Raw genomic sequence first — 25,524 nt, forward strand, 5'->3', positions numbered from 1 at the left:
CATCAGGCGGCATGGCCGTTCAGTAGGGTGTTGTCAAAAAAAGGCAGATTGCAATCTGCCTTTTTTATTGTCCTGCGGGTTTGTTTTCTACCCAGTGGGTTTGCGACGCTCAGTCGCCGTGAGTCAACATTTCGCGGGCATGCTGGCGCGTAGTTTCGGTTATTTTGACACCCCCGAGCATGCGGGCAATCTCTTCGGTGCGGGCATGGTCATTCAACAGATCAATGCGCGACACCGTTTCTTTTTTACCCTGTTTTTTCTGCACTTCGAAATGGTGATGCGCGCAAGCAGCCACCTGCGGTAGGTGAGTGACGCAAAGAACCTGATGATGTCGTCCCAGATCACGCAGCAGCTTGCCGACCACTTCGGCAACCGCGCCGCCAATACCGGTGTCCACTTCATCGTAAATCAGGGTAGGTACCTGATGGGCGCGATTGGCCATGACCGACAGGGCCAGCGAGATCCGGGCCAGTTCACCACCAGAGGCCACTTTGGCCAGTGGGCGCGGTTCGCTGCCAGTGTGGGCTGCCACGTTAAACTGTACATTGTCCATACCCGAGGCGCCGGGGTCGGCCGGCTGTATCGTTATTTCAAATGTGCTGCCTTTCATGGCAAGCGTCTGTAGTGCTTTGCTGACTTCTTTGGACAAGGTGCCTGCTGTGGCCTGGCGCGCCTTGGTCAGCTTTTCGGCGGCCTCGCGATACGCTGCTTCATGTTTGGCGACCTGTTGCTCCAGTCCTGCCAGATCCGATTCGCTGTTCAGGGCTTCCAGTGCCTGGGTCAGTTCCTGCAGGCGATCGTACAGCATTTCGGGTTCAAGCCGGAATTTGCGCGCGGTAGCGAACATGGCGCCCATGCGTGCCTCGGTTTCGGCCAAGCGGTCTGGGTCCAGTTCGGCCTTGTCCAGGTAACTGGCAAGATCGGATGATGCTTCGGTGGTAGCGATACGGGCAGATTCAATGGCCTCGTGCACGCCCTGCAGACGCTCGTCATTGCGCAATAAGGGCTCGATGCGGTGCAATGCAGCGTTCAGAATTTCCAGGGCAGAAGTCTGCTCGCCATCGAGCAGGTTGAGTGCGCCAGCGGCGCCTTCAAGCAGCGCAGAAGCATTGGCCAGCCGATTATAGTCGGCGTTGACAGTCGCCCATTCGTCTTTGCCCGGATTGATCTGGCTGATTTCATTCAATTGCCATTCCAGCCGTTCCCTTTCGACTTCTGCATCACGCTGGCTGCTACGGGCGCGCTCCAGTTTCTGCTGGGCTTGCTGCCAGTCGGTCCAGTGGGAGCGAACCTGGTTGGCCAGTGCTTCGTGCTGTCCGTGAGCATCAAGCAGGATGCGCTGTTCATGGCGCTGCAGCAACTTCTGGTGGGCGTGCTGGCCGTGAATATCCAGCAAGTGCGAACCGATGGTCTTGAGCTGGCTGAGCGTGCCGGGGACGCCGTTGATAAACGCCCGGGATTTACCGGCCCGGTCTATGACCCGGCGCAGCACTAGTTGGTCGTCTTCCGGTTCCAGTTCCTGTTCTGCCAGCAGCGTGCGCAGCGAAGCAGGAACGTCGAAGATGGCACTGATGTCGGCCTTGTCGGCGCCTTCGCGGATGGCGCCGCTGTCGCCGCGGGCGCCCAGCGTGAGCGCCAGGGCATCGATCAGGATAGATTTGCCCGCACCGGTTTCCCCGGTGAAGACCGAGAAGCCGGCGTCAAAGTGCAGTTCGGTCTGTTCAACAATGACAAAATCACGGATATGCAGGGAACGGAGCATGAATACGTACTTCTGTGATAAATGGGATTGCTGGGGTGGGTGGATCAGGGTCCTGGCGCGGGTTGCTAAGCGGTTTCTGGCATGATATTCCAGTGCAGCTTCTGGCGCAGGGTGGAGAAAAAACTATAGCCTTTTGGATGCAGGAAACGGATCTGATGATCTGCCTTGGTCACCACGATTTTGTCGCCCAACTGCAGATCGGACCAGGTTTGCATGTCGAAATGCACGCTGGCGCCGGTTTCTACCCGACCCACCTCTGTCAGGGTCAGGGTGAGCGTACCGGTGTCGGGTACCGCAATGGGGCGGTTCGACAACGTCTGTGGGGCCACCGGGACCAACAAAAACGCGTTGACCGCCGGATGCAGGATCGGGCCGCTGGCGCTGAGCGAATACGCGGTAGAACCGGTCGGGGTGGCAACGATCAGGCCGTCGGCGCGCTGCCGATACATGAGCGTTTCATTGTATTCCACGCAGATTTCGATCATGCCGCCGCGACTTGCCCGGTTCAGCACCACATCATTTAAGGCCAGGGCACAGGTCAGGGTTTGATCATCGCGCACCACAGAGGCCTGCAGCAGCGAGCGGTGCTCAATATCGTACTGGCCATCAAGAACCGATTCGATGGCTTCCAGGGCGTTTTGCACCGGAATGTCGGTGATAAAGCCGAGCCGTCCGTGGTTGATGCCCAGCAGCGGGACGTCGTACTGGGCCAGCTTGCGGCCGACGCCCAGCATCGTACCATCGCCGCCCATGACAATGACCAGGTCGGCCTGGCTGCCGATTTCGGCGGTTGTCGCCGCGGGATATTCGGTCACTCCGGTGTTCTCGGACGTTTCCTTTTCAATCAGAACCTGTCGGCCTGCTGCGTGCAGCACACCTGCCAGCGCTCGTAGCGGGGCATCAAGACCGGAGTCATGATATCTGCCGACCAGCGCTATGGTTGAAAAATGCATAATGAAACCATATACAATAAACGAAACGACAATGAAAAGTAACAGAAGTACCGGAAATGAAACCTACGGCAAACGTCATAATACGTTATTCTACATTGACTGCAGGTTTAACAATTAACGTGCCCGTAAAATATCCTCTGGTACAAACCATAACAGACCCACCATGGATGATCGCGCAAACGCACTATTGAAAGCTCTGATCGAGCGGTATATTGATGATGGACAGCCGGTAGGTTCCAGAACGCTGTCCAAGCTGTTCGAGCTCTCGCCGGCCACAATCCGCAATGTGATGGCGGACCTGGAAGACCTGGGCCTGATTCACAGCCCGCATACGTCCGCAGGCCGCATTCCCACGCCCCGTGGGTACCGCCTGTTCGTGGACAATCTGCTGGTGATCAAGCCCTACGAACTGGAGCAGCCGTCCGAACTGCATGATATTTTTTCCAACACGGCGCCCAGCAAGGCGCTCAGCGTGGCCGCGTCGCTGGTGTCCAACCTGACCCAGTTTGCCGGTGTGGTGCTCACGCCCAAGCGCTCGCAGGTATTTCGCCAGATTGAATTTATCCGGTTGTCGCAGCGGCGGATCCTGCTTATTATCGTGACGCCCGATGGCGACGTGCAGAACCGGATTCTGTCCCCCGTGCACGATTACACCGAAGCCCAGCTCATCGAGGCCGCAAATTATTTCAATTATAATTTCGCTGGTAAATCCTTTGAGCAGGTGCGCGAGCAGATCGGGACCGAGCTCAATGAGCTCAAAGAGGAAATTTCCTCGCTGATGCAGGCTGCGGTGGACGCAGGCAATGACGATGATCAGGAGTCGTCCGTGGTCATTTCCGGCGAGCGCCGGTTGCTGGAGATCAAGGATTTTGCCACCGATATGGATCGTCTGCGCAAGATGTTTTCGCTGTTCGAGCAGAAAACCGACCTGATGCAACTGCTCGATGTAACAGACCGATCACAGGGCGTGAAAATCTACATTGGTGGTGATTCGAGCCTGGTGCCCATGGAAGATGTCTCTGTCATTACTGCGCCGTATGGCGTTGACGGGAAAATCGTGGGTACGCTGGGCGTGATCGGCCCAAGCCGCATGTCCTACAATCGCGTCATTCCTATTGTGGACTTGACGGCCAGGCTGTTGTCCAACGCGCTCAGCCACCAGTAAAGCGCTGCAGGCCCCACTGCAGCAGACAGCGCGCGGCAGTCCATTGTGGCAGTTGCAGGTGCTGCGGCCCATGGCGGGTGCGCAATCCGGGTACAATCCTATCTCGATATTGCATTTGTAAAAGCTGCCATGCGTGGCACTTTTTTTGAGTTGCCGCGCCGTTCGTGTCTGGCGGACAGTCTGATGGGCGGCACCGTATCCGCAACCTACAGGAAAGCATGAATACAGGAGTTGTACTGATCAACCTGGGCACCCCGGCCAGTCCAGATGCAGGCGCAATCAGGGCCTATCTGTCGGAGTTTCTGTCCGATCCACGCGTGGTTGAAATCCCGCCCGCCGTCTGGAAGCCGATACTGAATCTGGCGATCCTGCCGCTGCGGCCGTCCAAGCTGGTGCCAAAATACCGCGAGATCTGGATGGAAGACGGTTCGCCGTTGCTTGTGTATGGCAAGCGCCTGGCCCAGGGTGTGCAGGCGCAACTGGATCGCGAGCAGATTGCCGCTACCGTGGTGCTGGCCATGCGCTATGGACAACCGTCAATGCAACAGGCCTTTACACAATTGCGTGAAGCAGGCTGCGAGCGGATTCTGATCGTTCCCCTTTATCCGCAATTTGCCGCCAGCACAACCGCAACCATTTTCGAGCACACGCTGGCGCTGTATCGCGATGCACGTGATTTGCCCGAGTTGCGTTTCGTTAAGCGGTTCCATCAGTTACCCGGTTATCTTGATACGCTTGCGCAAAATGTGCGCGATTTTTGGCGCGAACACGGTAAACCCCAGCAGTTGCTGCTCAGTTTCCACGGTTTGCCCAAGCGCTCTGTGGAGCTGGGCGACCCCTATCTGCGTGATTGCACGGCCACGGCCGAGGCGCTGCAGCTGCGGCTGGCGGCAGAAGGGGTGCCGATCGACATCGCCTTTCAAAGCCGGTTTGGCCGGGCCGAATGGCTCGGGCCTTCGACGCTGTCGGTGCTGCAGGCTTATCCGGGAGACAATATCCGCCACGTCGACGTGCTATGCCCTGGTTTTGTGGCCGATTGCCTGGAAACACTGGAGGAAATCCGAATTGAGTGTTCGCGTGCCTTCAGTCAGGCAGGCGGCGAGCAGTTTCGCTATATTCCCTGTCTGAATGATCAACCGGCATGGATCAATGCCATGTCGGGCCTGATCAGGCAACATATTGCCGGCTGGCCCGACATGGTCTGACCGAACCATTTTATTTATTTGTTTTTTTAGAGAGTCATCATGGCCGTTACCATTAGTGGTCTGTATGTGTATCCCATTAAATCCTGCGCCGGCATTGCGCTCGATCGTGCACAAATCAGCGCGGCAGGGGTCCAATGGGACCGGCAGTTTATTCTGGTTGATGCCGCCGGTGCGATGATGACCCAGCGCACGGTGCCGCGCATGGTGCTGATCCAGCCGGCGCTTGATCTGGCACTGAACCAGCTGCGCTTGCAGGCCCCCGGCGCGTCGACGCTGACGGTCTCGCTGGATGCACCGCAGGCGGATGACAAAGCGATTGTCGTCAGGGTGTGGAGCGGTCAGCCGCAAGGCATGCCCGTCAGCGACCAGGCAGACCAATGGTTCAGCCAGGTGCTGGGTCAGCCCTGTCGCCTGTTGCGCCTGCATCCTGAGTCGCAACGACGCGTTATGCCCGAATTTCCCGAGAGCTGGCAACAGCGCCACCGCGACTGGATGCCGTTAAATGCGCAGGACCAGACCTTCGGGTTTGCCGACGGCTTTCCGTTTTTGTTTGCCAGCACCGCTTCACTGGATGCGCTCAATGCCACCCTGGCCGGCAAGCAACAGGCGCCGGTACACATGATCCGTTTCCGGCCCAATATCGTGCTGGACGGTTTGCCCGAGTATGAAGAGGATTATGTTTTCGGGCTCACCGCAGGAAAACTCAATTTTGCCTTCGTCAAACCGTGTACCCGCTGCACGATCCCGAATGTTGACCCGGCATCGGCTACGTTCGCCGATGAGCCGGGCATTACATTGATGCAAACCCGCAGTGCCGACCTGGGCGTGCTGTTTGGCGTAAATGCCGTATTGACCGACAACATCAGCGATGTGCTGCATATCGGTCAGCAAGTGCAGCCAGAATACGATTTCTGAGCTTATGCGGTGGCAAGTGCGCGGGTTTTGCGGTTGCCGTCTGCATTAATCCCTGGTTGTGCCGCGCTCGCCCTTTGAGGCGGCCGCAGCGATAGCGCCTTTGGCCGTTGTTATGCAACAGCCCGATTATGGGCAGGCATGGCGCAGGCATGGAAGCCGCCAATACTGCCACAGTTGCACCCTTGAATTTATCTTCGCCGCCCCCAAGTGGGGGGTAACTATATTGATTTGATGCAGGAGTAGAAATGACACAGGAATTTGATCCTAACAAGAACCAGGCCCCCAAGGCTGACAACGAACAAACCACTCAGGCTGAGGTTGCCGACACTGAACAGCCTGACCAGGACGCGGTAAATACGCCGACAGACGATCTGGAAGCCAAATATACCGAACTCGAAGCCAAAGTCAGCCAGTATCATGATCAGTTGCTGCGTGCTCATGCCGAAATGGAAAATGTACGCCGCCGTGCCCAGGATGATGTGTCCAAGGCGCGTAAATTCGGTACCGAATCTTTTGCAGAAAGCCTGGTTCCCGTTCGTGACAGCCTTGAAGCCGCGTTGGCGCTGGAAGACCAGTCGTTTGAATCACTCAGGGAAGGGCTTGAGACCACCCTGCGTCAACTGACAGCCGCCTTTGATCGCAATAATCTTAAGGAAGTGGCTCCCGCCGCAGGGGACAAGTTTGACCCGCATGTGCATCAGGCCATTTCTACTGTTCCAGCCGATGTGCCATCAGGCACGGTCGCCACTACGTTGCAAAAAGGCTATACCATTGCCGATCGGGTCCTGCGTCCTGCGCTGGTCACCGTCTCGGCGGGCCAGGGGTAAATATAATGCGCCGGCAGACCCAGGTCTACCGGCCGTTTTTCTGTCCAAATGACGGTTTGTGATCAAAAAACGTGCCAGAAATGCAAAAAAATCACAAAAATCGGGTTTTTTTCTCTTGAAATCGCAAACCGCCAGCCCCACGTACTAGACAACGAAAGATCCTGTGTCGCGAATCTCGCAAGCAGGATCCATTATTTTGAATTATTTGATAATAGGGTAGACTCAAATGGGAAAAATCATTGGTATTGACTTGGGTACCACCAACAGCTGTGTGGCAGTATTGGATGGCGATAAGGTCAAAATTCTGGAAAACGCAGAAGGCACACGCACGACCCCATCCATTATTGCCTACATGGAAGACGGTGAAACGCTGGTTGGCGCACCTGCCAAACGTCAGGCAGTGACCAATCCGACAAATACACTTTACGCAGTCAAGCGTCTGATCGGCCGCAAATTCGAAGAAAAAGCCGTGCAAAAAGACATTGACCTGATGCCTTACACGATTGTCAAGGCTGACAACGGTGATGCATGGGTCGAAGCTCGCGGCAAGAAAATGGCGCCTCCACAGGTTTCCGCTGAAGTGCTGCGCAAAATGAAAAAGACTGCCGAAGACTATCTGGGCGAAGAAGTGACTGAAGCCGTTATCACGGTGCCAGCCTACTTCAACGACAGCCAGCGCCAGGCAACCAAAGATGCAGGCCGCATTGCCGGTCTGGAAGTCAAACGGATCATCAACGAGCCAACTGCGGCTGCCCTGGCTTTTGGCCTGGACAAGACCGAAAAAGGCGACCGCAAGATTGCGGTGTATGACCTGGGTGGCGGTACCTTTGACGTTTCCATTATCGAAATTGCCGACGTTGATGGCGAGAAACAGTTCGAAGTGCTGTCTACCAATGGTGACACCTTCCTGGGCGGCGAAGACTTTGACCAGCGTATTATCGATTACATCATTGCCGAGTTCAAAAAGGAACAGGGCGTTGACCTGAGCAAAGACGTGCTGGCGCTGCAACGCCTGAAAGAAGCGGCTGAAAAGGCCAAAATCGAGCTGTCTTCCGCAACGCAGACTGAAGTTAACTTGCCATACATCACTGCTGATGCATCTGGTCCGAAACACCTGACCCTGAAGATTACCCGCGCCAAACTGGAAGCGCTGGTTGAAGATCTGATTGAACGCACCATTGCGCCTTGCCGTACAGCGGTTACCGACGCTGGTGTCAAAGTGTCAGATATCGACGACGTGATCCTGGTCGGTGGTATGACCCGCATGCCAAAAGTGCAGGAAAAAGTCAAAGAGTTCTTCGGCAAGGACCCACGTAAAGACGTGAACCCTGACGAAGCCGTGGCTGCTGGTGCTGCGATTCAGGGCTCGGTGCTGTCCGGTGATCGTAAAGACGTGCTGCTGCTGGATGTGACACCATTGTCCCTGGGTATTGAAACCCTGGGTGGCGTCATGACCAAAATGATCCAGAAAAACACCACGATCCCAACCCGCTTTACGCAGACATTCTCTACAGCAGAGGACAATCAGCCTGCCGTGACCATCAAGGTGTTCCAGGGTGAGCGTGAAGTGGCCGCCGGTAACAAGGGGCTGGGCGAGTTCAATCTGGAAGGTATTCCACCTGCTGCACGTGGTCTGCCACAAATTGAGGTGACGTTTGACATCGATGCCAACGGTATTTTGCACGTTTCAGCAAAAGACAAAGGCACCGGCAAGGAAAACAAAATCACGATCAAGGCAAACTCCGGTCTGACCGAAGACGAGATTCAACGCATGGTCAAGGACGCCGAAGCACACGCTGACGAAGATCATCGTGTCGCCGAGCTGGCCCAGACCCGTAATCAGGCCGATGCGCTGGTTCACTCAACCCGCAAGTCACTGACTGAATATGGCGACAAGCTGGAAGCGGCCGATAAGGAAGCGATCGAAGCGGCACTCAAAGAGCTCGAAGAAGTGCTCAAAGAGGGCGATAAGGCTGCGATCGATGCCAAGGTTGAAGTGCTGACAACCGCATCCCAGAAGCTGGGCGAGAAAATGTATGCGGACATGCAGGCCCAGGCGCAAGCCCAGGGTGAGCCTGGTGCTGAGCAGGCCCAGCCAGCAGACGACAACGTTGTTGACGCTGACTTCAAAGAAGTGAAACGCGACGACAAATAATGCAGGTTGTCTGATTAGAAAAACCCGGCCGGTCTGAAAAATGACAGGGCCGGGTATTGTTTTTTATATATTTAAAAAGAAATCAAAGGCGTATAACGATGGCAAAACGTGATTACTACGAAGCCCTGGGTCTGGCCAAAAACGCTTCGGACGAGGACATCAAGAAGGCGTATCGCAAACTCGCCATGAAGTATCACCCGGATCGCAACCCGGACAGTCACGAGGCAGAAGAAAAATTCAAGGAAGCCAAGGAAGCCTACGAAATCCTGTCCGATCCGCAGAAACGCGATGCCTATGACCGCTATGGTCATGCGGGCGTAGATCCCAATGCAGGCATGGGCGGCGCCGGCGGTGCCGGCTTCGGAGATGTCTTTGGTGACATCTTCGGCGACATCTTTGGCGGTGGCGGCGGCGGACGGCGAGGCGGTGGCCCGCAAGTATTTCGCGGCGCCGATCTGCGCTATCGGCTGGATATTACTCTTGAGCAAGCTGCCAAGGGGATGGAAACCGAGATTCGCGTACCTAGCTGGGAAAATTGTGATGTCTGTCACGGCTCCGGCGCCAAACCCGGCACCGAACCTACGACCTGCCACACCTGCCATGGCGCAGGCGCAGTGCGTATGCAGCAGGGCTTTTTCAGCGTCCAGCAAACCTGCCCGACCTGCCACGGTACCGGCAAGGAAATCAAAGATCCGTGCACGGCATGTGATGGTGTAGGCCGCAAGCGCAAGAACAAAACCCTGCAGGTCAAGATCCCAGCCGGGATCGATGACGGGATGCGTATTCGCTCGGGTGGTAACGGCGAGCCGGGCGTCAATGGTGGCCCTGCGGGCGACCTGTATGTCGAAATTTCCATCAAGGAACACAGTATTTTCAAACGTGATGGCGACGATCTGCACTGTGAAGTGCCGCTACCGTTTGTGACTGCAACCCTGGGTGGCGATCTGGAAGTGCCCACATTGGGTGGCAAAGGCGAAATTACGGTTCCTGAAGGCACGCAGACCGGCAAGGTTTTCCGTTTGCGCGGCAAGGGCATCAAGGGTGTTCGGGCGTCCTATCCGGGTGACCTGTATTGCCACGTAGTTGTCGAAACACCCATTCGGTTGAGCGACGAACAGAAGGCGCTGTTGCGGCAGTTCGAGACCTCGCTTAACGATGGAGGCGATCGCCATTCCCCAAAGAATAAGTCCTGGACCGACAGAGTGAAAGATTTTTTCAGCTGATCACTGAACATGCCTGTCCAGGCTGCGGTTCCTATTTAGAATGCACGTATCACTACGTGCATTTTTTTTGCATGAGTTTGTGTTTGCTACGTTCAATATCGGGGAGTATGTCATATGTCATCAACGAGCAGTCTTCGTTTTGCGCTTGCAGCCAATCGCCTGCACCATGCAACGCCTGATGCGGGGCTGTTTACCTGGCTCAAGGCGTCATCCGAGACGATTCGCGAACTGGATATAGAACTACATACCGTTGGCCGTACGTATGACGCCATCCAGCGCGAAGGTTTCCTGTCGGGTTACCGGAAAAATATCCGCTATCCATACGGACGAGAAGGGGGGCTGATGAAGCTGGTATCACGCGTAACCATTCATGAAGCAACGCCCATTACACTGGATGGCGCCATTTATCTTATTGATCCGGTGGACCCTTCCTCGATTTTTCCCGAGGCGCTGGCGCTCAAGCGGCAGTGCATTACGCACGGCAAGCCATTTATTTCAACTGTGGCTGGCGCCATCGAATGGATGGAAGTCGAACGGGTGTTGGCTGGGCTCGATCCCCTGTCCGACTGCCTGTCGTCCGACGTGATTCGCGGACAGACCCTGGCGTTGATTTCCCACGATGCGCTCAAGGCGGAAATGGTCGCCTATGCCTCGCAGTATTTCGAGATACTGTCGCTGTTCGAACGTCGTGTTGCCACTGGCACCACCGGCGGGCTGCTGAACGAACTGGCCTGGTCCAAGGGCTGGCCGGCAGGCAAACCCTGGGTAGACCGCTATCTGAGCGGTCCATTGGGAGGGGATGCGCAAATTGCCGATCTGGTGCTGGACAGAAAATGCCAGCGGGTCATCTTTTTTGAAGACCCGCATGTTGCCAGACAGCATGAAGCAGATATTCAGTTGCTGGAACGCGCAGTGCGAGTGGTAACGCACGACGCGACCTGCGCCACCGCAAGGCAAGTGGCCCGCAAATGGGCGGATGCCGTGCAACGCGCCAACGCTGTATAGGCGCGTGTGCCGGGGCTGTATCGACTGAAAGCTGATCGCTGCAGGATGCGGTAGCGCGCAAGCAGGCGTTGTCGCCTTGCCGGTTCGATATCAGCAACCGGGCTTGCGTTTGGCGTGCGTGCTCTGCATCAAATTCGGCCGCAGACAGTTTTCGATATATAATCGACTATATATCGAGTTGGACCAGCCATCATGAACGTTTCAGGCACCGGGACCCGATACCTCTTCAATGTTCATTTTTTGCAGGAAGCCATGAAACAAAATAATATTCGCAGGTATCGCCGGGTGCATGCGCTGGCCGTCGGTCTGGTTTTTTCGGTCGCATCGCTTGCGGCTGGTGCCGACACGCTGACCGTGTCGGCCGCTTCCAGCCTGACTAATGTATTTAAGGAAGTGGCAGCGGCATACAGCAAAGCCCATCCAGATACCCACATTCAGTATAACTTTGCCGCCTCGGGGGCGCTGGTGCAGCAGATCCGCCAGGGCGCCCCGGTGGATGTATTCGCTTCTGCCGACCAGAAAAGCATGGATGACGCAGCTAAAGGCGGCCTGCTTGATGAAGCAACTCGAAAAAATTTCGTACGTAATGAAGTGGTGCTGATCGTCCCGGCCTCCTCCAACGGCGCAGTCAGAGATCTGCAGAGCCTGGAGGCCTCGGCAGTCAAGAGAATCGCCGTGGGCAACGTGGCCAGCGTGCCTGTCGGCCGTTACACCCGCGAAGGCCTGGAAAAAAGTGGTCAGTGGGATAAGCTCGCGTCCAAATTCATTTTTGCCGAGAATGTACGCCAGGTGCTGGACTACGTCTCGCGTGGCGAAGTGCAGGCCGGATTTGTCTATGCCACCGATGCCGCCGTGCGCAGCGACAAGGTCAGCGTGGTGCAGACCTTGCCGATCAATACGCTCGTCAGCTATCCGGTTGCCGTCATCAAGTCTTCGGCCCACGCGGCGCAAGCCCGTTCGTTCGTGCAGTTTCTTGATTCTGCACCGGCACAGGCCATCTTTGCCAATGCTGGCTTCAAAAAGCCCTGATCTCAATACGTTATGGAACCCGTCTGGATCCCCTTGCTGATTTCCCTGAAGGTTGCCGGTTTTGCAATTCTGATCAATCTTGTCCTGGGCATTGGCACGGGCTGGTTGCTGGCGCGTCGCGCCTTTCCCGGGCGGGACCTGCTCGATACCATCCTGACCCTGCCAATGGTGCTGCCGCCCACTATTCTTGGATACTATCTGATTGTGCTTCTGGGGCGCTATGGCTGGCTGGGGCGCTATCTTGATCAATGGTTTGGCATACAACTGATCTTTACCTGGCAGGGTGCAGTGGTGGCCGCGGTCGTGGTTTCGTTTCCGCTGGTATTTAAGCCAGCGCGCGCCGCCTTCGAAAGTGTTGACAGCAATTATGAAGATGCCGCCCGGGTGTTGGGACTGAACGAGGTGGCGCTGTTTTTGCGCGTTACCTTGCCGCTGGCCTGGCGCGGCATTCTTGCAGGTTTGCTTTTGGCGTTTGCACGCGCGCTGGGCGAGTTCGGTGCCACACTCATGATTGCCGGCAATATCCCCGGGAAAACCCAGACGCTTTCCATTGCGGTATATGAAGCCGTGCAGGCGGGGGCCGATGCGCAGGCCAATTTCATTGTGGCGATCATCTCAATTGTATGCGTTATCATTCTGTTTTCCGCAAGATATCTGGCGCCGCGCCGTTTGGAGCAGCAATGAGATCCGCAATGAGACCGACAGCAGTGGCGCCCGATGAGGGCCAGCGGGGTGCAGATTCTGTTATGAATCAGCCCGATACGCCGTTTGTGCTTGATGTGTCCATTCGCCGTCAAATGCCTCTTGCGCAACATGGTTTTACACTGGATGTAGAATTTTCTGCGCGTACCCGGCGCATTGTGATTCAGGGCCCGTCTGGTGCCGGCAAAAGCATGACATTGCGCGCTCTGGCTGGGTTGATGACACCGGACAGCGGTCGGGTTGTGCTGAACCAGGATGTCTTGTTCGATTCTGCTGCGGGCATTGCCAAAACACCCCGGGAACGGCACATATCCTACCTTTTCCAGGACTATGCGTTGTTTCCTCATTTGACGGTGCGGCAAAACGTAGCTTTCAGCCTTAGCCGCGGTTTGTTGAACCCGGCGCGCAATGCCTGGCGTGAACAAACGGATTATTGGCTGGATAAAATGCATATGCAAGCCTATGCTGATCGCTATCCGGAACAGCTTTCCGGCGGACAAAAGCAAAGGGTCGCGCTGGCGCGGGCACTGGCCAGCCGTCCGCGCCTGCTGTTGCTTGACGAGCCTTTTGCCGCGCTGGACACTAACTTGCGACAGCACCTGCGTCAGGAGATCAGCCAGTTGCAATCACAATTGCAATTGCCTTTGATTTTGGTCACACATGATCCTGTTGATGTGGCTGTTTTTGGAGATCTGCTGCTGCATGTTCATAACGGCAGTATTCGTGAGCGGGGGACCGCATGACCCGGCGGCGAGCACCTGCTGGGGAATCTGCCGGCGCCCCTGAGCCGGCAACCCATTCTTCGGCGAGCACAGACACGGTCGTTGAGCGTTCACGACCACGACTGAATGTGCGTACGGCAATTGGCTTTGGTCTTGAGCAGCACGACCTTGCCGATGAACGCGATCTGCAATTGCTGGGTCACGTCAAGCAGCTGGGTTCCATTACTGCCGCGGCCAAAGCTGCTGGAGTCACTTATAAAACGGCCTGGGACAGGCTGCGCAATCTGCAGACTCGTCTTGGTCAGGCCGTTGTCATTGCCGCCAAGGGCGGGCGCGGCGGCGGACGCACACTGCTGAGTGAAAAGGGGCAGGCGCTGCTGCAGTATTATGAACAACTGCGCAGGCAACAGGACCACGCCGTTGAGCCCGACGTTGAACTGGATGCTGTGGGTGGTCTGGCAGCACGCCCGTTACCCCTGCGAAAAACCAGTGCGCGCAATCATTTGCAGGGTGTGGTCGCGACCATTGAGCGCGATGGCATGCGCGACACAATCGGCGTCGGACTGCACGACTCGCTGCAAGTGAACGTGAATATTACGCACGCCAGCACGCAGGCGCTGGGTCTGAAAAAGGGCGTGGCCGTCTATTTGCTCATCAAAGCGCCGTCAATCCGGTTCGCCCGGCAGCAGCATGTGCGGCAGAATGAATTTTGCGGGCTTATCCGCAGTACCCGGCGCATGCACAATCAACAGGAGCTCGAGGTGCAGATTGCGCCCGACGTTCACCTGATTGCCGTTGCGGGCCAGGATCAGGCACAGCCCTTGCGCAAGGGAGACCAGATCTGGGTTCATATCGATCCCGACGCGGTGATTCTGGGCGTCGATTGAAAGGGTGTGTTCAGCACGGACATGTTTATTTGTCCGGCAGGGATGCGCCAGTCGATGTTGTCGCCAGATAGAAAAATGCCGGGATGCGCCGATAATAGAGAAAAAAGATTATTTCGACAATTGCCGCATGGCCGCTTCGATACCCGTCATGGTGACCGGATACATGTGGTTCTGCATGATATTGCGAATGACATCAATTGACTGCCGATACTGCCAGTAGGCTTGTGGTTCGGGATTGAGCCAGATGGACTTGGGCCAGGCGTCCAGGATGCGGGCCAGCCAGACGGCGCCAGCCTCTTTGTTGTAGTGTTCCACCGAACCACCGGGGTGGACGATCTCGTATGGGCTCATGGTGGCGTCGCCCACGAAAATAACACGCCAGTTGGCATTGTAGGTTCGCAGCAACTCCCAGGTGTCGGTATATACACGGCGCCCGCCTGTGTCATAGCGCCAGAAACGCTCATAGGGGCAGTTGTGAAAATACCAGACTTCCAGGTTGCGAAACTCCGTTCGCGAGGCTGAAAACAGTTCCTCGACGCGCGCGATGTGATCATCCATGCTGCCACCAACATCCAGAAGCATCAGCACATTGACTGCATTATGCCGCTCCGGCACCATTTTGACATCAAGAAAACCGGCGTTGCGCGCCGTGCTGCGAATGGTGTCGTCCAGATCCAGTTCTTCTGCAGCGCCTTCCCGGGCAAAGCGGCGCAAGCGCCGCAGGGCTACCTTGAAATTGCGTGTGCCCAGTTCCTGTTGATCGTCATATTCCCGAAAACGGCGTTCTTCCCACACCTTGACTGCGGTCCGGTTGCCTGCAGACGGGCCGCCAACGCGGATGCCTTCCGGATGATAACCACTATTGCCAAACGGTGATGTACCGCCGGTGCCCACCCATTTGCTGCCTCCGGCATGGCGTTCTTTCTGCTCGTTCAGACGTTCTTTGAACATCTCCATGAGCTTGTCCCAGCCGTGCTTTTCAAGCGCCGCTTTCTCTTCGGGCGTCAGGTTTTTCTGCATCTGGCTGATCAGCCAGTCCAGCGGAATGTCGGGGCCGGCGGGCAGGGTGGCGGGCAGCTTTTTGACAAATAGGGCAAAGGCCTGGTCAAAGCGGTCAAAAAGCGTTTCGTCCTTGACCAGCGTCAGGCGCGCAAGATGATAGAAGTCATCCAGAGACGGCGGCATGACGCGCTCGCGCAGGACTTCGAGCAGGGTCAGGTATTCCTTGACCGAGACCGGAATCTTGTGATTTTTCAGGTGATAGAAAAAATCGATAAACATAGTAGGCTTGTCACCCCGAAACCAGCACGCCTGATTAGCGCCGTGTCTGACGGGCCAGACCCGACAGGCGTTCCAGCAGGCTGATGTCCTGCTCGTTCTTGAGCAGCGCGCCGGCCATCACGGGAACCGAGGTTGCCGCGTGGGCATCAATGCGGGCTGCGTCGATGTCTTCGGCCAGCAACAGGGCCAGCCAGTCCAGGAATTCGGACGTAGACGGTTTTTTCTTTAGGCCCGGCGCATCGCGCAGCATGAAAAAGTGATCCATCGCGGCGCGCAGAATGTCGGTTTTGACTTCCGGGTAGTGCACCTTGACGATTTCACGCAGCGTATCGCGGTCGGGGAACTGGATGTAATGGAAAAAGCAGCGGCGTAAAAAGGCGTCAGGCAGTTCCTTTTCGTTGTTGGAGGTGATAATGACCAGCGGTCGATGTTTGGCACGAATAGTCTGGCCGGTTTCATACACATGAAACTCCATCTGGTCCAGTTCGCGCAGCAGGTCGTTGGGAAATTCGATATCGGCCTTGTCTATTTCATCGATCAGCACCACGGTAGGCACATCGGATTCGAAGGCCTGCCATAGCACGCCTTTGCGAATGTAGTTGGCAATGTCGCGAACCCGTTCGTCACCCAGCTGCGAGTCGCGCAGGCGCGAGACGGCATCGTATTCATACAAGCCCTGATGTGCTTTGGTAGTGGATTTCACATGCCATTGCAGCAACGGATAGCCCAGGGCGCCGGCCACTTCTTCGGCCAGCATGGTTTTGCCCGTACCCGGCTCACCCTTGATCAACAGCGGCCGTTGCAGTGTAAGGGCGGCATTGACAGCCAGTTTGAGATCGTCAGTGGCAACGTAACGTTCAGTACCGCCAAAGCGGCTGGGATTCGAAGAAGATTGGCTTGGTTTCATTTCAATTCTGCAACAAAATAGGGATGATTTGAGCATCTGATCCTCAATACTACCCTAATCTAGATCAATTATGTCGTACAATCTGAAGCTTTAAAGCTGATCTGACCCGCTGGCAGTCTCGCGGTACGTTCAATCTCGACATTCGCTAACAAAAGAGCAAAATATGAAGTTATCCGCTTTCAAGCGCTCAGTTGCTGCGCTCGCCATTGTGGTTCCCTGTGCCTTCTTTAGTCAGGCATTTGCCCAGCAGGCCGCTGCTCCCAAAGGGGACATCGAAGCTGCCAAAGGTAAAATCTCCATGTGTATTGGTTGTCACGGCATTCCTGAATACCGCGCCAGCTTTCCCGAAGTCTATCGGGTTCCCATGATTTCGGGCCAGAATGCGGACTACATTGTTGCTGCATTGAAAGAATACAAATCCGGTGCCCGGACTTTCCCTTCCATGGTCGCTATCGCAAAAAGCCTGTCTGATCAGGATATGCTGGATATTGCAGCCTATTTCTCTCAAGTAAAATAATCCGGGAACTGATATGAAACGCGTCTCTATTTTATTGTCAGGTGCCGTATGCGCACTCGTGGGTATCGCATCTGCTCAGGCTGCAGATCTGGCTGCCGGCAAGGCCGCATTTGAGAAGAACGGTTGTGTGGCCTGTCACGGCGCCGCCGGCGACAAAACCATTGCACCGATGTACCCCATTCTGGCTGGCCAGCATGATGATTACCTGGTCCATGCCCTGACTGCATACCAGCGTGGTGTAAGCAATGCGCCCAATTCTGCCAATATTCGCAAAAATCCGATCATGGGCAACGAAATCAAGAAACTGGGTTCAGCCGATATCGTCAATATCGCAGCATGGCTTTCCGCACAGAAAGGTCCGCTGACACACAACCGCAAATAAACTGACCTGCGGTCATTACGATCGGAATATTGCAGTTGTAGATTATTGCTGTTGTCATATAGGTGCCGTCATACATATGCATGCACGAGTGCCAGACAAAAAAACCGGAATGTATGTTCCGGTTTTTTTTCGTCCTGGCGTGGGCAGCAGGTTCACAGGCCGATAGGTCTGACGCCTTGACCGCATCTCCCATCTCCGATCTCCCTTCGCACAAAGTGTTCAATGCACTAACCCAGTGCGCTGGACTTGTGCATGACAGCAGCCTGTCTGGTTGTTGTCTGCGACAGGCGCAAGAAGGGTATCAGAAGAGGTGGTCTATCGGCTCCACATCGGCAACGTTAATGCCTGGTTGAATGCTGGCGCAGCAGTTCCAGGTAATGGTCGGTGTCCAGCGGTTTGCCCAGTCGCTGTGATTCCCAGATAACCTGGCCCAGGCACTCCATGATTTCGTGCATAGCGTGATGTTCGTCGCTGCGGGCAGCCAATTGCTCATAGATGCCGCGAATGCCTGGCGGGTGGTCGATAGATACTTGTTCGTTGATGGCCAGATGCATGGACAAATGCAAAAACGGATTGACCTGTCCTTTTTCTACCGAGAATTCCTGCAGAGCTGCATCCGGATTCTCCAGTGCAGGGTGATACTCTGGGTGTTGCAAAATCCAGGTCAGAGCCATGGACTCCATGGGCGTGAGAATTTTATTCTGACGATGTTTGGCCCAGGTTTCCGTAAAAAACTGGCGAACCTGATCGCGGGATGGATTGAACATAAAAAGAGGGCAATTAAAACCGGCGTCGTGCGATCGCGCGGGGACATGAAAAAAAACACGATGAAACAGATAGAAACAGGTAGCGGGCGCCGCCTGAATATTCGGGCCACTTATTAAGTGCCCCGTCAGTTCGGATTCGTCATACTTGCTGCCACTGACTGATACCTCATCATACCACGGCCATTGCAGGGGTGCTCGCGTGACAGGATCGGTTTTTTTATGCTATCTGATTGCCCCGGGCGCAAGGAGCTACACGTGTTTACTCCCAATCTGTCGATTTTGCGTGGGCCCTGTATGCCGCAATTTTTGCGACATGAAACGCTGGCCGACATCTTTGAAACCACGGCAGCCACCTACCCAGAACATATCTGCCTTATCGACGGCTCGCAGCGGCTAACCTATCGCCAGGTAAATGACAGGGCAGATTTGATGGCCCATCATTTGTTATCCGCCGGTGTTGCACCGGGTGATATTGTCGGCCTATGGCTGGAGCGGGGCAGCCAGTTGTTGATCGCGCAACTGGCTATTACCAAGGCGGGGGCTGCGTGGCTTCCCTTTGATATTGACACGCCTGCCGAGCGAGTAGCGGTCTGCCTTGAAGACGCCGATGCACGGGGTATTATTGCCGACAAGCAATATATCAATTCAGGTAAGTCGGGCAGCGACATAACGCAATGGCATCCCGGGAATCTGACTGTCAATGTCGGCCGGCACATGCTGCGACGGCAGGGTGTGCTGCCGTCCGATCCCGCGTACTTGATCTATACGTCAGGCTCTACCGGCAAGCCCAAAGGCATTGCGATTCGTCATGAGAATATCTGCCCATTCCTGCGCAGTGAAAATCATATATTGGGGATCGCCCATTTTGACTTGGTGTATCAGGGGTTTTCTGTGGCCTTTGATATGTCGTTCGAGGAAATCTGGATTTCCTGGCTGGCCGGCGCCAGCCTCTGGATTGCGCCCAAACAGGTGGCTGCTGATCCGGTCGGGCTGCCTACAGTTTTGCAACAATCCGGTGTGACCGTATTGCACGCGGTTCCGACGCTACTGGCCATGTTTGCAGAGGTCCCGGAAAGTCTGCGGATTATCAATATGGGCGGTGAAATGTGTCCGGATGCGCTGGTGGCCAAGCTGGATAATGGCCGCATTCGCCTTTTCAATACGTATGGGCCGACAGAGGCGACCGTGTCTGCAACGCTCGAGCAACTGTCGATCGACAAGCCGGTGACTATTGGCACGCCTTTGCCCAATTATGGATTGGCGGTGATCGATGACCAGCAGCAACTGGTGCCTGTCAACGAGGTCGGGGAACTCTGTATTTTTGGACCTGGCGTGGCGCATGGCTATCTGGGACGTACCGATCTGACCGCGGAGAAATTTCTTGTCAACCCTTTTGCTCAAGGGGAGCAGGAAGCGCGGCTGTATCGAACCGGTGATCTGGCGCGAATATTGCCAGGCGGAACAATTGAGTGCCTGGGACGCGTGGACGATCAGATCAAGATCCGCGGCTTTCGCGTTGAGCTTGGTGAAATCGAAGCGGCGCTTGCAGAGCAAACGGGCGTGGCAACTGCGGCGGTCCTGGTGCGTACGATTGCGGGCGTGGACCAGTTGGTGGCATGGATTGTGGTTGATCCCGGACAGGAAAAACTATTGGCTTCGGGCGCCACCTTGCGCAATATCCTGAAAACGCGTCTGCCAGCCTACATGGTTCCCGCTTTTTTTGAATATACCGACAGCGTGCCACGTCTGGTTTCTGGCAAGATCAATCGCCATGCGCTGGCGCAGATGCCAGTACACATCGGGCCAGATGCCGGTCTTGAGTCTGACGAACCGCAGAATGACGCGCAAAAAAACCTGTTCGATGTATTGCGCTCGCTATTTCCCGGACAAGCAATTCGTTTGCAGGCCGATTTTTTCTCGGATATGGGCGGGCATTCCTTGCTGGCCGCGCAATTGGTATCGCTTGTTCGCAGCGTGCCCAGATATGCTGCACTGACGGTGCAGGATGTATATCAGAAGCGTACCGTGCAGGCCATCGGCGACTGTATGCAACGCGCCGATTCGCAACAATCGGCTGCGCCAGCGCAGGCGCCATTTTCACCTGCGCCAAGCAATACCTGGCGCCGCCGGCTGGTCTGCGGCATCGCCCAGTTTGCTGCTGTGCCATTCTTGATTACGTTATCCATCATGCAGTGGCTGGCTCCCTTTTTTACTTACCATAATCTGACGGGTGAAATGTACGACAGCACCTGGTATGCCATCGGGATGTCATTCATTGTCTTTATAGCGGTCTATCTGCTTAGTTTTGTGCTGGCAATCCTGGGCAGGCAATTGCTTACTGCGGGACTAAAACCCGGTCGTTATCCCCTTTGGGGATTCACCTTTTTTCGTTGGTGGCTGTCGGATCGGCTGGCCAATGTGGCGCCGCTTTATTTGATCGCCGGAACACGCATCTATGCTGCCTACTTACGATGCATGGGCGCACGTATCGGGCGCGAAGTCATGCTCAGTTCCATGACCGTTCGTGTGCCTTCAATGCTCACGATCGAAGAGGGCGCCAGTGTAGGTGCAGAGGTCCATATTGAAAACGCCCGGGTACAGAACGGACAACTGGTGCTGGGGAACACGCATATTGGCAAAAACGCTTATGTTGGTTCCTACTGTGTGCTCGAAGGCAATACCGGCATTGCACAGGACGGCAGATTAAACGGCTTGTCTTCGCTTTATGACGGGCAGCAGATTGGCGCTGCCCAGGTCTGGGAGGGATCGCCTTCGCGAATGATTGCCAGCGATTATTGTTCTGCCTTGCCACCACGGCCCGCGCCTGGCCCGGGCCGGATTGCTTTTGAATGGCTTTTTTATGCGTTGGGTAGCCTGTTCATTGCCTTGCTCTTTTTTACGCCCCTGTTTCCCACCTTCATATTCATCGACCTGCTGGATCCGAATTTTGATTATGACAATTTCCTGTTATCGGGAATGAAATATTTCATCATTGCCATTCCGGCGTCATTCGTGCTGATTCTATTTACTGCACTGCTCTCGGCATTGGTGCGCTGGCTGGCCTTGCCCAAAATGCAGCCGGGACGGTACTCGGTGTATAGCGCGCTGTATTATCGCAAATGGCTAATCAACCAGATACAGGCGGCCAGCCTGCATACCCTGCATGGTGTATATGCAACGATATTCGCCTCGTCATGGTACCGCCTGCTGGGGGCACGGATCGGCAAGAATGCCGAAATTTCAACCATCATGGGGGCGGCGCCCAATATGCTTACGCTGGGCGACGATGCATTCATTGCCGATGCCGTCATGCTGGGTGACGACGAAGTGGATGGGGGCTGGATGACCATTCGCAACACCGTCATCGGCCATCGCAGCTTTATCGGCAATGGTGCCTACGTACCGGACGGGACAGTGGTCGCGCCCAATGTGCTGATTGGCGTGCAAACACGTGCACCGCAAAGCGAGCAGATGAGGCCGGGCGACACCTGGTTTGGTTCGCCACCGATCATCCTGCCTGCCCGTGAAATGATGACGCGGTTTGATGAACAGTCGACCTTTCGTCCCACCGTCGGACGTCGCCTGGGTCGTGCCTTCGTGGAATCGCTGCGCATTGTATTGCCAATGGCATTTACCATTTGCGCCGGCTACCTGATCGTTTATGATGTGGTTCGTTACGAATCCATGGTTTCAGTCGTGCAGGCACTGCCTTCATTGATGCGCGATGGTCTTTGGTATGGTATCAGTTCCTTTGTCCTGGTCGTGTTGCTCAAATGGCTGTTGCTGCAGCGCTATCGGCCAGGCTCGGCGCCCATGTGGTCGTTGTACGTATGGGTCAGCGAGGCGGTGACGAATGTCTATGAATCAATGGCTGTTTCCAATTTTCTCGATTATCTGCGGGGCACCGTGTTTCTGCCGCTCCTGATGCGTTTGCTGGGAGTTCATATTGGCAAGGGTGTGTATCTGGACACCACGGATATGACGGAGTTCGATTGTGTACATATTGGCGATTATGCCGAACTTAACGGTTTGTCCGGTCCGCAAACCCATCTGTTTGAAGATCGGGTGATGAAAATCGGGCAGGTACATATAGAGGAGGGGGTCAATCTGCGGGCGCGCACGACGATCCTGTATGGTAGTCGGGTCGGACGGGGCGCGCGGATCGGCCCGTTGACCACCGTGATGAAGGGCGAATCGATTCCTGCCAATAGTAGTTGGATCGGCTCACCCGCACAGAATTGGCATCAATCCCAGAAGCATGCCCAGAAGCATGCAGATGACGCGGTGACAGGCGTGGCAGGCAATTGCGAGACAGATGTGCGGGCTGAAACGATGGCTTGACGCGCTGTCTGCCTGTTCACAAAAGACCGCAAGGAAGCGGGCACGGCCTGTGCTTACCATATTTTGTTTGGATATGGGGGATTCCCACCGCAAAACAGCCGTTTTTCAGTTAAACTAATATGTCTTATATAAGACTCGTTTATCCAACGATTGTCTTCATGTTTTTTACTTGTGGGTTACGGAGCCAGCATGTCTTACCAGCACATTAAAGTCCCTTCATCGGGCGAAAAAATCACGGTCAACGCCGACTTTTCTCTGAATGTCCCTGACCAGCCGATCATCCCATTCATCGAAGGCGACGGCACTGGTGCCGATATCACGCCTGTGATGCTCAAGGTTGTGGACGCTGCGGTCGAAAAAGCTTACAGCGGTAAACGCAAAATCCACTGGATGGAAATCTACGCTGGTGAGAAATCCACAAAAGTATATGGCTCAGACGTCTGGCTGCCTGAAGAAACACTGGAAGCGGTCAAGGATTACGTGGTTTCCATTAAGGGTCCGCTGACTACGCCTGTTGGCGGCGGTATCCGTTCGCTGAACGTGGCGCTGCGCCAGCAGCTGGATCTGTATGTCTGCCTGCGTCCGGTACGCTACTTCAAGGGTGTCCCTTCACCTGTACGTGAGCCGGAAAAAACCGATATGGTTATTTTCCGTGAGAACTCCGAAGACATCTATGCCGGTATCGAATTCGAAGCAGAATCTGACCAGGCCAAGAAACTAATAGCGTTCCTGCAGAACGAACTGGGCGTCAAGAAAATCCGTTTCCCCCAGACTTCCGGTATCGGTGTGAAGCCCGTATCACGAGAAGGCACTGAGCGCCTGGTGCGCAAGGCTATCCAGTACGCGATCGACAATGACAAGCCAAGCGTGACCATTGTTCACAAAGGCAACATCATGAAGTTCACCGAAGGTGGCTTCCGTGACTGGGCCTACGAACTGGCACAGAAAGAATTCGGCGCCGAGCTGATCGATGGCGGCCCATGGAGCAAAATCAAGAATCCACGCACAGGCAAAGAAATCATCATCAAGGATTCCATCGCCGACGCCTTCCTGCAACAAATCCTGTTGCGTCCGGCCGAGTACTCTGTGATCGCCACATTGAACCTTAACGGCGACTACGTGTCCGACGCGCTGGCCGCCCAGGTGGGTGGTATTGGTATCGCTCCTGGCGCCAACCTGTCCGACTCCGTTGCCATGTTTGAAGCAACCCACGGCACAGCGCCCAAATATGCTGGCAAGGACTACGTGAACCCAGGTTCAGAGATCCTGTCTGCAGAAATGATGCTGCGTCACATGGGCTGGACTGAAGCGGCTGATCTGATCATCTCTTCAATGGAAAAATCCATTCTGTCCAAAAAAGTCACTTATGACTTTGCCCGTCTGCTCGAAGGCGCAACGCAAGTGAGCTGCTCCGGCTTTGGCCAGGTCATGATCGAAAATATGTAATACCGGCTGACGTATTACGTCGGTTCTCAAACCCGCATGGTTCATATCATGCGGGTTTTTTGTTTTTCGATTCTCAATGCGCGGATTTCAAAAATGCAGATTTTAAATACGCAGAGCCATTCAGCTTTTCCTGCACGTCTGTGTTTGCAGGCGGCTGCGGGCAGATTACTGCTGCTCTTTCAGATGATCAATCATGCGAACTCTGATGAAAACCCGTTACTACGATGATTGGGCGAGTGGCATGAGGCCGGTTGCGCCGGGCCTGGTTGATATCAGGCCCGGCGTTTTTAATTGCCGTTTTTAAAAACAGAAGGCATGGTGCTATTCCGGCTGAATACCCGCTTGCCTGATCACGTCAGCCCAGCGGGCGGCTTCTTTTTCGAAGAATGTCCTGTGACCCTCAGAGGACCGTCTGTCGTCGTTCACAATTGAAATGCCCAATGCTTGCTGGCGTTTGATCAGTTCAGGATTTTTCAATGCGACGCGCAGGGCGGCATTGATCTTGTCTACGATTGGCCTGGGCGTACCCTTGGGTGCATAAAGCCCATGCCAGACGCTGAAATTGAACCCCGATAGTCCGGCTTCATCCAGTGTCGGCACGGAGGTCAACGCAGGTATGCTCATGCGTTTCATGCTGCTCACACCATACACTTTTACCTTTTTGCTTTCGATTTGAGGAATGCTGTTGGTTGCCTGCTCGCACATGATATCAATTTGCCCACCCATCAGATCGGTCATTGCCGGCGCAGTGCCTTTATAGGGAACAAAAGTCATCTTGCTGTTCAGTGCGCTTTGCAACATCAGGCTGCAAAGATGCGAGGCCGAGCCAACGCCTGCGTTGGCCAGATTGATGGCGCTGTCTTTTTCTGCAATGTACTTTTTCAATTGCGCAAAATCGTTGGCAGCTAACCCTGGTTTACCAATCAGGGTCGACGGTGCCTCATTGATCAGGCCCAGAAACTCAAGGTCCTCTATTTTGTAGCCCGGGTCTTTGTACAGCGAGTGTGCCGTGGCCAGGCCAATGTGATGAACCAGCAGGGTATAGCCATCATTTTTTGCCCTGGCAACGCGGGCTGTGCCGATCGTGCCGCCCGCGCCAAGGCGGTTTTCGATAACGATGGCTTGCCCCAAGGGTTCCCTGAGCGCTTCGGCGACATCGCGTGCTATTTTGTCGGAAGGCCCGCCTGCCGAGAATGGCACCACAATCGTGATGCTTTTTTCCGGATACTCGGCCAACGCGGCTGTGGCTGCAGTCGCGGCAAACAGGCCCGCAAGCAGGGTGAAGCCGAATTTAATTCGTGTTGCATTGCTGTGCATCTTGTTGTCTCCTCTA

At 55.2% G+C, this 25,524-nt stretch carries 21 protein-coding genes; 15 read left to right on the plus strand and 6 right to left on the minus strand.

The features are described from left to right. Positions 1–109 precede the first annotated feature (109 nt). Positions 110–1,762 (minus strand): DNA repair protein RecN, encoded by a 1,653-nt coding sequence (gene recN, locus EV681_RS16970; protein WP_128394948.1) that lies wholly within the window; start codon positions 1,760–1,762, stop codon positions 110–112. A 65-nt stretch (positions 1,763–1,827) separates the two neighbouring features. Continuing rightward, complete coding sequence (locus EV681_RS16975) at positions 1,828–2,715, minus strand: NAD kinase (RefSeq protein ID WP_128394947.1); 888 nt, start codon at positions 2,713–2,715, stop codon at positions 1,828–1,830. Positions 2,716–2,878: 163 nt separating this feature from the next. Between EV681_RS16975 and hrcA the strand changes: the two genes are divergently transcribed. From hrcA to EV681_RS17030, 11 genes are all read left to right on the plus strand, one after another. Continuing rightward, the gene (gene hrcA / locus EV681_RS16980) at positions 2,879–3,880 is read left to right on the plus strand and encodes a heat-inducible transcriptional repressor HrcA (RefSeq protein ID WP_130304709.1); all 1,002 of its coding nucleotides are present in this window, start codon (positions 2,879–2,881) and stop codon (positions 3,878–3,880) included. 218 nt (positions 3,881–4,098) lie between these two features. Continuing rightward, the gene (gene hemH / locus EV681_RS16985) at positions 4,099–5,085 is read left to right on the plus strand and encodes a ferrochelatase (protein ID WP_130304710.1); all 987 of its coding nucleotides are present in this window, start codon (positions 4,099–4,101) and stop codon (positions 5,083–5,085) included. 39 nt (positions 5,086–5,124) lie between these two features. Beyond that, positions 5,125–6,000, plus strand: coding sequence for an MOSC domain-containing protein (locus EV681_RS16990; RefSeq protein ID WP_130304711.1), 876 nt, complete (start codon positions 5,125–5,127; stop codon positions 5,998–6,000). A gap of 245 nt (positions 6,001–6,245) precedes the next feature. Then, positions 6,246–6,827: a nucleotide exchange factor GrpE gene (grpE, locus tag EV681_RS16995; protein ID WP_128394943.1), complete on the plus strand. Its 582-nt coding sequence runs from the start codon at positions 6,246–6,248 to the stop codon at positions 6,825–6,827. Between the two features lie 226 nt (positions 6,828–7,053). Beyond that, positions 7,054–8,982, plus strand: coding sequence for a molecular chaperone DnaK (gene dnaK, locus EV681_RS17000; protein ID WP_014751546.1), 1,929 nt, complete (start codon positions 7,054–7,056; stop codon positions 8,980–8,982). Between the two features lie 98 nt (positions 8,983–9,080). Next, entirely contained in the window at positions 9,081–10,205 is a 1,125-nt protein-coding gene (gene dnaJ, locus EV681_RS17005; protein ID WP_128394941.1) for a molecular chaperone DnaJ, read from the plus strand. A 114-nt stretch (positions 10,206–10,319) separates the two neighbouring features. Next, entirely contained in the window at positions 10,320–11,210 is an 891-nt protein-coding gene (locus EV681_RS17010) for a methylglyoxal synthase (RefSeq protein ID WP_128394940.1), read from the plus strand. 252 nt (positions 11,211–11,462) lie between these two features. Continuing rightward, positions 11,463–12,239, plus strand: a complete 777-nt coding sequence (gene modA, locus EV681_RS17015) for a molybdate ABC transporter substrate-binding protein (RefSeq protein WP_128394939.1) — start codon at positions 11,463–11,465, stop codon at positions 12,237–12,239. Positions 12,240–12,251: 12 nt separating this feature from the next. After that, complete coding sequence (gene modB / locus EV681_RS17020) at positions 12,252–12,923, plus strand: molybdate ABC transporter permease subunit (protein WP_128394938.1); 672 nt, start codon at positions 12,252–12,254, stop codon at positions 12,921–12,923. A 62-nt stretch (positions 12,924–12,985) separates the two neighbouring features. Beyond that, positions 12,986–13,684 carry an ATP-binding cassette domain-containing protein gene (locus EV681_RS17025; protein ID WP_128395120.1) on the plus strand — a complete coding sequence of 233 codons (699 nt, stop codon included), beginning with the start codon at positions 12,986–12,988 and terminating at the stop codon, positions 13,682–13,684. Continuing rightward, positions 13,681–14,550 (plus strand): TOBE domain-containing protein, encoded by an 870-nt coding sequence (locus EV681_RS17030; protein ID WP_128394937.1) that lies wholly within the window; start codon positions 13,681–13,683, stop codon positions 14,548–14,550. Before EV681_RS17025 ends, EV681_RS17030 begins: the two co-directional genes overlap by 4 nt. 108 nt (positions 14,551–14,658) lie before the next feature. Here the strand turns inward: EV681_RS17030 and EV681_RS17035 are convergent, their stop codons facing one another. Both EV681_RS17035 and EV681_RS17040 read right to left on the minus strand, forming a co-directional pair. Next, a complete protein-coding gene (locus EV681_RS17035; protein ID WP_128394936.1) occupies positions 14,659–15,831 on the minus strand; it encodes a vWA domain-containing protein in 1,173 nt (390 codons plus the stop codon). Positions 15,832–15,865: 34 nt separating this feature from the next. Then, positions 15,866–16,738, minus strand: coding sequence for an AAA family ATPase (locus tag EV681_RS17040; protein ID WP_128394935.1), 873 nt, complete (start codon positions 16,736–16,738; stop codon positions 15,866–15,868). Between the two features lie 163 nt (positions 16,739–16,901). Between EV681_RS17040 and EV681_RS17045 the strand changes: the two genes are divergently transcribed. Together EV681_RS17045 and EV681_RS17050 are read left to right on the plus strand one after the other, a co-directional pair. Beyond that, entirely contained in the window at positions 16,902–17,255 is a 354-nt protein-coding gene (locus EV681_RS17045) for a c-type cytochrome (RefSeq protein WP_128394934.1), read from the plus strand. A gap of 13 nt (positions 17,256–17,268) precedes the next feature. Next, entirely contained in the window at positions 17,269–17,637 is a 369-nt protein-coding gene (locus EV681_RS17050; RefSeq protein ID WP_128394933.1) for a c-type cytochrome, read from the plus strand. A 338-nt stretch (positions 17,638–17,975) separates the two neighbouring features. Here EV681_RS17050 and EV681_RS17055 read toward each other — a convergent pair whose 3' ends face one another. Then, a complete protein-coding gene (locus EV681_RS17055; RefSeq protein ID WP_130304712.1) occupies positions 17,976–18,404 on the minus strand; it encodes a DUF1841 family protein in 429 nt (142 codons plus the stop codon). 255 nt (positions 18,405–18,659) lie between these two features. Here EV681_RS17055 and EV681_RS17060 point away from each other — a divergent pair, with 255 nt between their 5' ends. Both EV681_RS17060 and icd read left to right on the plus strand, forming a co-directional pair. Further along, positions 18,660–22,745 (plus strand): Pls/PosA family non-ribosomal peptide synthetase, encoded by a 4,086-nt coding sequence (locus EV681_RS17060; protein WP_341273447.1) that lies wholly within the window; start codon positions 18,660–18,662, stop codon positions 22,743–22,745. Positions 22,746–22,934: 189 nt separating this feature from the next. Further along, positions 22,935–24,191, plus strand: a complete 1,257-nt coding sequence (gene icd / locus EV681_RS17065; RefSeq protein WP_128394930.1) for an NADP-dependent isocitrate dehydrogenase — start codon at positions 22,935–22,937, stop codon at positions 24,189–24,191. 321 nt (positions 24,192–24,512) lie between these two features. On the opposite strand, the gene EV681_RS17070 is transcribed toward icd, so the two are convergent. Then, on the minus strand, positions 24,513–25,508 hold the full coding sequence (locus EV681_RS17070) for a tripartite tricarboxylate transporter substrate-binding protein (RefSeq protein WP_130304714.1): 996 nt from the start codon (positions 25,506–25,508) through the stop codon (positions 24,513–24,515). Positions 25,509–25,524: the final 16 nt, after the last annotated feature.

It is taken from the genome of Advenella incenata, assembly GCF_004217095.1.
GTDB classification, from domain to species: Bacteria; Pseudomonadota; Gammaproteobacteria; order Burkholderiales; family Burkholderiaceae_B; genus Advenella; species Advenella incenata.

Excerpts from the sequence above, each read along its gene's own strand:
- recN (WP_128394948.1), bottom strand. The coding sequence starts at position 1,762 with ATGCTCCGTTCCCTGCATATCCGTGATTTTGTCATTGTTGAACAGACC.
- EV681_RS16975 (WP_128394947.1), bottom strand. The coding sequence starts at position 2,715 with ATGCATTTTTCAACCATAGCGCTGGTCGGCAGATATCATGACTCCGGT.
- hrcA (WP_130304709.1), top strand. The coding sequence starts at position 2,879 with ATGGATGATCGCGCAAACGCACTATTGAAAGCTCTGATCGAGCGGTAT.
- hemH (WP_130304710.1), top strand. The coding sequence starts at position 4,099 with ATGAATACAGGAGTTGTACTGATCAACCTGGGCACCCCGGCCAGTCCA.
- EV681_RS16990 (WP_130304711.1), top strand. The coding sequence starts at position 5,125 with ATGGCCGTTACCATTAGTGGTCTGTATGTGTATCCCATTAAATCCTGC.
- grpE (WP_128394943.1), top strand. The coding sequence starts at position 6,246 with ATGACACAGGAATTTGATCCTAACAAGAACCAGGCCCCCAAGGCTGAC.
- dnaK (WP_014751546.1), top strand. The coding sequence starts at position 7,054 with ATGGGAAAAATCATTGGTATTGACTTGGGTACCACCAACAGCTGTGTG.
- dnaJ (WP_128394941.1), top strand. The coding sequence starts at position 9,081 with ATGGCAAAACGTGATTACTACGAAGCCCTGGGTCTGGCCAAAAACGCT.
- EV681_RS17010 (WP_128394940.1), top strand. The coding sequence starts at position 10,320 with ATGTCATCAACGAGCAGTCTTCGTTTTGCGCTTGCAGCCAATCGCCTG.
- modA (WP_128394939.1), top strand. The coding sequence starts at position 11,463 with ATGAAACAAAATAATATTCGCAGGTATCGCCGGGTGCATGCGCTGGCC.
- modB (WP_128394938.1), top strand. The coding sequence starts at position 12,252 with ATGGAACCCGTCTGGATCCCCTTGCTGATTTCCCTGAAGGTTGCCGGT.
- EV681_RS17025 (WP_128395120.1), top strand. The coding sequence starts at position 12,986 with ATGAATCAGCCCGATACGCCGTTTGTGCTTGATGTGTCCATTCGCCGT.
- EV681_RS17030 (WP_128394937.1), top strand. The coding sequence starts at position 13,681 with ATGACCCGGCGGCGAGCACCTGCTGGGGAATCTGCCGGCGCCCCTGAG.
- EV681_RS17035 (WP_128394936.1), bottom strand. The coding sequence starts at position 15,831 with ATGTTTATCGATTTTTTCTATCACCTGAAAAATCACAAGATTCCGGTC.
- EV681_RS17040 (WP_128394935.1), bottom strand. The coding sequence starts at position 16,738 with ATGAAACCAAGCCAATCTTCTTCGAATCCCAGCCGCTTTGGCGGTACT.
- EV681_RS17045 (WP_128394934.1), top strand. The coding sequence starts at position 16,902 with ATGAAGTTATCCGCTTTCAAGCGCTCAGTTGCTGCGCTCGCCATTGTG.
- EV681_RS17050 (WP_128394933.1), top strand. The coding sequence starts at position 17,269 with ATGAAACGCGTCTCTATTTTATTGTCAGGTGCCGTATGCGCACTCGTG.
- EV681_RS17055 (WP_130304712.1), bottom strand. The coding sequence starts at position 18,404 with ATGTTCAATCCATCCCGCGATCAGGTTCGCCAGTTTTTTACGGAAACC.
- icd (WP_128394930.1), top strand. The coding sequence starts at position 22,935 with ATGTCTTACCAGCACATTAAAGTCCCTTCATCGGGCGAAAAAATCACG.
- EV681_RS17070 (WP_130304714.1), bottom strand. The coding sequence starts at position 25,508 with ATGCACAGCAATGCAACACGAATTAAATTCGGCTTCACCCTGCTTGCG.